We start from the raw sequence: 4,687 nt of genomic DNA, 5'->3' as shown, positions 1-4,687 counted from the left end.
TCATTCCCTCGGGGAACCGCATGACGACGCCCTTGTCGTTGGTGGACCACAGCTCGTTGTCGCGCGAAATCTCCTTGATGTCGCGGTGGCGACTGATCACCCAGTAGCCGCCGTCGTCGAAGACAGTCGCGCCGGGAGGCTGCTCGTTCCACCACACCGGCGCGGTCTTGCGCAGCTGCGCGAACTCGGCGACGGGCATCCCGCGCTGCAGAAGGTCTGGATCCGTGAAGTCGAAGCCGGCTCCGAACGGACAGACATTTGTTGTCACGAGATACCTCCCCGTGGTGACGTGGACCACTTGGCCTTAGACCATACACTAGGCTGTCAAGTGTATGGCCGCCCCCGCCCCGGTGCGGCTGTCAGGTCGATAGGGTGACGTCGTGCGCGTCCTGGTGATCGGCTCCGGTGCCCGTGAACATGCTTTGCTGCTGGCTCTGCGCAAAGATCCGCAGGTCAAGGCGCTCGCCATTGCTCCCGGCAACGCCGGCACCGCGCTGATCGCCGACCAGCACGAGGTCGACATCACCTCCGGCGACGACGTCGTTTCCCTCGCTCGGCGGGTGCGGGCCGATCTGGTGGTGATCGGCCCTGAGATACCGCTGGTGCTCGGCGTGGCCGACGCGCTGCGCGACGCGGGCATCGTCTGCTTCGGCCCCTCCAGAGACGCCGCCCGGATCGAAGGCTCGAAGGCGTTCGCCAAGGAGGTGATGGCCGCGGCCGGGGTGCGCACCGCTTCCAGCGAGATCGTCGATAACCCGGCGCATTTGGATGCGGCTCTGAGCCGGTTTGGCGTGGCCGCGGGTGATCCCGCCTGGGTGGTGAAAGACGACCGGCTGGCGGCCGGCAAGGGCGTCGTCGTGACACCCGACCGCGATGTGGCGCGCGCCCATGCGGCCGGACTGTTGGAATCGGGTCATCCCGTGCTGTTGGAGTCCTACCTCGACGGCCCTGAGGTTTCGTTGTTCAGCGTGGTCGACGGCCCCACCGTGGTCCCCATGCTGGCCGCGCAGGACTTCAAGCGAGTCGGTGACGGCGACACCGGACCCAACACCGGCGGGATGGGCGCCTACGCGCCACTGCCCTGGCTACCCCCCGACGTCTACCGTGAAATGGTCAGCAAGATCGTCGAACCCGTTGCCGCCGAAATGGCCCGGCGGGGGTGCCCATTCAGGGGGTTGCTCTACGCCGGTCTTGCCATCACCGCCAAGGGACCGGCGGTGGTCGAATTCAATTGCCGATTCGGTGATCCCGAAACCCAGTCGGTGCTGGCGCTGCTGGAATCGCCGCTGGGCCAATTGCTTTACGCGGCGGCCACCGGTGAGCTGGCGAACTTCGGAGATTTGCGCTGGCGCGACGGTGCAGCGGTGACGGTGGTGCTGGCGGCGGAAAACTACCCGGGGCGCCCACGGCTCGGCGACGTGGTCGTGGGGTCGGAGGCCGACGGGGTATTGCACGCCGGAACGGCCCGCCGCGACGACGGCGCAATTGTGTCGTCGGGCGGCCGGGTGCTGTCGGTTGTGGGCACAGGGCCTGACGTGGCTGCGGCCCGCTCGGCCGCCTACGACATACTCAATTCGATTCGCTTGCCCGGCGGACACTTTCGCCGCGACATCGCGCTGGCCGCCGCAGAGGGCACAATTCACGTCTAGTCGAGGGCCACTCCCGTCCGCCACATCGGTTTCGCGGAGAGCTATGTGGCAAGTGCAAACATCAGAAGCCCGCGGCTTGACCGTCTCGGCGGGGGTCGCTGACCGCAAGGTAGCCGTCATCGAGCCGCCAGATGGCCTGGCAGCTGCCGAACTGGTTGTAGTCATCCACGGTGACCAGGTGATGTCCGCGCCGCTTCAGCTCGTCGAGAGTTGACTGCGGAAAACCGCGTTCACAGCAGACCTGCATGCCCTGCACCCAGCGGAATCTAGGACCGTCGCAGGCCGCCTGCGGATTCTGGCCGTGGTCGACGATGCGGACCACCACCTGCACATGACCTTGGGGCTGCATCGGGCCGCCCATCACCCCGAAGCTCATCACGGGCGCGCCGTCCTTTGTCACGAAGGCCGGGATGATCGTATGGAACGGCCGCTTATTCGGGCCCACTTGATTCGGATGTCCTGGCATGGCAACGAAGTTCGCGCCGCGGTTTTGCAACGCAATCCCAGTGCCCGGTACCACGACACCGGAGCCGAATCCCATGTAGTTCGACTGAATCATCGACACCATGACGCCGGACGCGTCAGCCGCGGTGAGATACACGGTGCCCCCGCTCGGAGTTCCCACGGCCGCCGGCTTCGCCCGCTTCGGGTCGATCAGCGTGGCCCGCTGCTTGAGGTACTCCGGGTCGAGCAGCTGCTCGGGGTGTAAGGCCATGTGGTCGATGTCGGCGACATAGGCCTGCGCGTCGGCGAAAGCCAGTTTGAGTGCTTCGATCTGCAAATGCACACTGTCGGCGGAATCAGCTGGAGCAGAATCCATCTCGAAGTGTTCGAGAATGCCGAGAGCGATCAAGGCGACGATTCCCTGACCGTTGGGCGGGATCTCGTGGATGGTGTAGCCGCGGTACGAACAGCTGATTGTGTCGACCCAGTCGGCGCGATGAGCGGCGAGGTCGCTGGCCCGCATGACAGCACCATTGGCCGCCGCATGCGCATCCAGTTGCGCCGCCAGTTCTCCGCGGTAGAAGGCCTCGCCGTTGGTCGCGGCGATCTTCTCAAGCGTGGCCGCGTGATCACGAAAGGTGACGAGCTCGCCCGCCCTCGGCGCCCGACCGCCGGGCATGAACACGTCGGCGAACCCCGGCTGGTCCTTGAACAGCGGCACCTGATCTGCCCACTGCGCCGCCACCGTCGGCGAGACCAGAAAACCATTGCGGGAGTATGCGATTGCCGGCTCGAAGAGCCGTGCAAAGGGCAGCCTGCCGAACCTGGCATGCAGTTCCACCCAAGCCGACACTGCGCCGGGCACGGTGACCGAATTCCAGCCGAGCCGCGGAACACCGTTGTCGCCGAAGTACTCCGGCGTCCACGCCGCAGGGGATCGGCCTGATGCGTTGAGTCCGTGTAGGCGATGGCCATCCCACACGATGGCGAAGGCGTCCGAGCCAATCCCGTTGGAAACCGGTTCTACCACCGTGAGAGTGATAGCAGCGGCGACGGCCGCGTCGACCGCGCTGCCACCCTCGGCGAGCATCCGCAGTCCAGCTTGGGCGGCAAGCGGTTGCGACGTGCACACCACGTTGCGTGCCAGCATGGGCTTGCGCGCCCAGCCGTACGGAAAGTCCCACCCAAAAGGTACGGTCACGGCCGGAACCGTTCGGCCACGGCGCGGCGATCCACCGAACCTTTAGCCGTGTGCGGCAGCTCATCCGTCACTTGAAAACTGGCGGGCACCTCAAAGGGCGCAAGCCGCTCTCGGCAGAACGCGGCCAGTTCGTCCGCGCTCACGGGACCAGCGCAACTCGGCACCACCACCGCCGCCACCGTCTCCCCGTAGAGCGGATCAGCGACGCCGTACACCGCTGCCTCGGCGACGTTCGGGTGACTGGAGAGCACCGCCTCCACACGCTCGGGCGATATCTTCTCACCGGCCCGGTTGATCAGCTCCTTGATTCGGCCGCGGAGCGTCAGCTCTCCCGCCTCCGACAGCGACCCCAGGTCGCCCGTGTGCAGCCAGCCGTCGGTGAAGGTCTGGGCCGTCGCGGCCGGGTTGGCGAGGTAGCCGCGCACTACCGTGCGGCCGCGCAGCCATACCTCACCGACGTCTTGCGGCGGGCAGGGCCGGCCGCCGTCGCCCACGATCCGAATGTCGGCGCCGCTGGACCGGCCGACCAGGCCCGTCGTCACAGGCTGGTCGTCTCTCGTGCTCGTCACCTGGTGGGTGGCCTCGGTCATGCCGTACGCGCTCAACACCGGTGCAGCGAACTCGGTGCGCAACGCCTGCGCGAGCTCGGCGCTGAGTGCCGCACTGCAGCTGCGCACAAACCGCAGCTGCGGGCGTCCGCGCGGACCGCCAGTTGTGGTGCGCTCCAACAGAATTTGATGAATGGTCGGCACCGCGGTGAACCAGGTGGCTCCGGCGGCGCGGACGTCGTCCCAGAAGGTGTGCGCGGAAAACCGCCCGGCAGCTGGAATCAGCACCGTGCCGCCCGATGCCAGGGTCGACAGCAGTGCGGCAATGAGCCCGTGACCATGGAATAACGGCATCACCGCGACGGTCGCGTCCTGGGGGCCGAGCCCGTAGGTGGCGATGACGCCGCGGACCGAGCAGGCGATGTTGTCATGCGTCCAGGGCACCATTTTCGGCGACCCGGTGGTGCCGCCAGTGAACATGATCATCGCATCGTCGGGCCGCAATCCGTCGGGTGCGGCGATGGCTGGGGATAGCGCCGTAGTGGTGTCGAGCTGCACCGCGTTGTCGCTCAGCGAGATGGGCCAACACGGGAACGGCGATTCGTTGGTGTCGCCAGCGGCGACCAGCACAACCCGCACTGCGGCCGCCGTGATCCTGGCGTGCTGTTCGACGACGGGGAGCGCCGGATCCAGCGGCACCACCACAAGGCCCGCACGGGAACCCGCCAGTAACCCGATGACGAACTCGGCGCTGCTATGGGCGCGCAGCGCCATCCGGTCGCCCGGGCGCAGCCCACCCCGCACCAGCGTGCCGGCGAGCTCGTCCACCAGCAAGAGCAGGCCAC

Annotated in this window: 3 protein-coding genes and 1 pseudogene; 1 reads left to right on the top strand and 3 read right to left on the bottom strand. The window is 67.0% G+C overall.

Annotated elements, in window-relative coordinates; all coding sequences use genetic code 11:
- Positions 1-268: pseudogene (locus VFA16_RS01175) on the bottom strand (steroid C27-monooxygenase); the annotation flags it as partial.
- A gap of 112 nt (positions 269-380) precedes the next feature.
- Here VFA16_RS01175 and purD point away from each other — a divergent pair.
- Positions 381-1,649, top strand: coding sequence for a phosphoribosylamine--glycine ligase (purD, locus tag VFA16_RS01170; protein ID WP_324966055.1), 1,269 nt, complete (start codon positions 381-383; stop codon positions 1,647-1,649).
- Between the two features lie 61 nt (positions 1,650-1,710).
- Here purD and ggt read toward each other — a convergent pair whose 3' ends face one another.
- Positions 1,711-3,294, bottom strand: coding sequence for a gamma-glutamyltransferase (gene ggt / locus VFA16_RS01165; RefSeq protein ID WP_324966054.1), 1,584 nt, complete (start codon positions 3,292-3,294; stop codon positions 1,711-1,713).
- The coding region (locus VFA16_RS01160) for a FadD7 family fatty acid--CoA ligase (protein ID WP_324966053.1) at positions 3,291-4,687 on the bottom strand (1,397 nt) is incomplete at its 5' end. The genes VFA16_RS01160 and ggt, both read right to left, overlap by 4 nt.

The organism is Mycobacterium sp. (genome assembly GCF_035653355.1).
In the GTDB taxonomy this organism is placed as follows: Bacteria; Actinomycetota; Actinomycetes; order Mycobacteriales; family Mycobacteriaceae; genus Mycobacterium.
The sequence above is the reverse complement of the archived record's forward strand: the minus strand, read 5'-3'. Positions and strand labels throughout refer to the sequence as shown.